The sequence below is a fragment of the Blautia sp. MCC270 genome, assembly GCF_018785605.1.
GTDB lineage: Bacteria > Bacillota > Clostridia > Lachnospirales > Lachnospiraceae > Blautia_A > Blautia_A fusiformis.
This window is the reverse complement of record NZ_WQQD01000063.1, coordinates 1-2044: the sequence shown is the minus strand read 5'-3', so window position 1 is coordinate 2044 and position 2044 is coordinate 1. Positions and strand designations below refer to the sequence as shown.

The following is a 2044-nucleotide window of genomic DNA, read 5'->3' as shown; positions in this document are numbered from 1 at the left end:
TTCATCAAAAGCTTCTTTTCCGCACGATCACGTTCATAATCTTCAAAATCCATAACCACAAAACGTCCTCTACCATTCTTAGTAAGATATACCGGCTCGCCTTTGTAGCAGTTCTTCAGGACTTCGTTATAATTTCTCAAATCAGATACTGGTAAAATACTTGCCATATTCTTTCAGCTCCTTCCTTGATTTTATATTGTTTCTGCTACTTATATTATACACAAAAAGCTGTAAAATTCAACGTAGTTTTTTACAGCTTTTAAGATATTCCAATATTTCCTTGTTCCTTTGTTATATACCCTGTATCATTCTACACCAAGTATAATCCAATTATTACACTTACAGCATCGAATACGAAACTCTTTCAATTTATTATCTTTTATTTCCGCCCCATCAAAGCGAAAGTTTCCTCTTTCCAAATTGTCTCTCAACTGAAGATATTTTTTAGGACATACATCCATCTCTATCTTATTACCACAATCACATTTTATTAATATATTCATGCCCACATCTCCTTTGCTTTAATTTTTTTTCGGAATCGGTGGTATATCAGGAAGCAATTGTTTCATTTCATCTACTGAACTCGCTTTAGCCCATTCAGGCATTCCTGTTTTCCACACTAAACTGTCTGATGTAAACTGTCCTGCAGTCATCATCTGCCTTAATGTATTAAAATCATATGGACCTGTTGCCTGTCCATTCATTCCAACATAATATGAAACACCTGGAACTGGCGGTGGAGTTATACCATTTTGTACTGGCTGATTCATCCCTGCCATCATATTATTCATAGAACCAGCTATATTCTGTCCTACAGCACCGCCAACAGCCATACTTGCCATCATTGCAGCCATATTGAATCCATCTCCGCCACCAGAAAGATTTACATTTCCAGCTCCATTGGCTCCCATTTTCCCCAGTGCCTCAGCACCTGCAACTCCAACTTCTGCTTGCTTTTCAACTTGAAATGCACCCAGATTATTAGTCTGTGTCTGTTTATGCTGAGCATATTGAGACTCTTCTCTCTGAATTCGTAAACTTTCTCCATAATGCTCTACATCTATTCGCTGTCGATCTGTAATATCTTTAACTTTCGCTGCTGTCTCCGCCTTAATAGTTACGGTCGTTACATCTTTGGTTACACTCATAAGTTGCCGGTAGCCTTCGCTTGATTTGTCAATTTCTATTGTTCCTATGTCAATTCCTGATACATCTACTCCAAAATCTTCTTTCAGTCTTTTACCAATATCATATTCAATGGCATCATTGATTTCAGATATTTTAGCTTCAATTCGCACTAAAGGTATATTATGTATTGCCGGCGCATTTGCAACGATGTCTTTCACATATCTAATCACAACATCCCGAATCTGTTTTTGGAAATCATCAAGATTAAAATTGCTCAATCTATGCAACTTAATAAATTGACGATAATCGGTAATCTTAAAACTGATAGTTCCTCTTACGGCAACCGGCACTCCAAAATCATCAAAACGCGGATCATACACATCAAAAAATGGTACCCCAAACTTTATCTGTACAATCTGAGCAAGATTTATAAAGTATATTTCTGCTTGAAATGGTGTTCCCCCATCATAAGCCAGCCCTACAATACTAGCAAGCACAGGAAAATTTGCTGTTTTTATTGTCTGATCAAAAGGACCAACAATAAAGTCTTGCATAGTACCATCTTTTTGCTTATATACAAATACTGCAACTTCACCATCTTTTACCCTTAACGAAGACCCCCAGCGAATCGCATTCTCTCTATTATTCCCCTGACTCGCTCCTGCTGGATGCCATTTCCAAATTAAATACGAAGGCTCATCACAACGAATTTCATCCATAAATCCGCCTTTTCTTTTGTTTTTATTGAATAATCCCATATATGTAACCTCCCGCCGTTAAAACTATATCAATAGTTCATTACTCATCATTTTTCCCTTATAGAAGAAATCAATTTCATATAATCATCTTTGTAGTCGTTACCAGAAACTTTATTCGTTTGCACATAATAAACATAAAACCATCTACGATCTTTTTC

3 protein-coding genes are annotated in these 2044 nt (G+C 36.6%); all 3 read right to left on the bottom strand.

Annotation, left to right across the window (positions count from 1 at the left end; all coding sequences use genetic code 11):
- Nucleotides 1–167, bottom strand: a 167-nt coding sequence (locus GPK58_RS12130; RefSeq protein WP_215638715.1) for a type II toxin-antitoxin system prevent-host-death family antitoxin, incomplete at its 3' end; no start/stop codon positions are given.
- A 138-nt stretch (nucleotides 168–305) separates the two neighbouring features.
- Nucleotides 306–503 (bottom strand): hypothetical protein, encoded by a 198-nt coding sequence (locus tag GPK58_RS12125; RefSeq protein ID WP_215638712.1) that lies wholly within the window; start codon nucleotides 501–503, stop codon nucleotides 306–308.
- An 18-nt stretch (nucleotides 504–521) separates the two neighbouring features.
- Nucleotides 522–1886 (bottom strand): SPFH domain-containing protein, encoded by a 1365-nt coding sequence (locus GPK58_RS12120; RefSeq protein WP_215638711.1) that lies wholly within the window; start codon nucleotides 1884–1886, stop codon nucleotides 522–524.
- Between the last annotated feature and the right edge of the window lie 158 nt (nucleotides 1887–2044).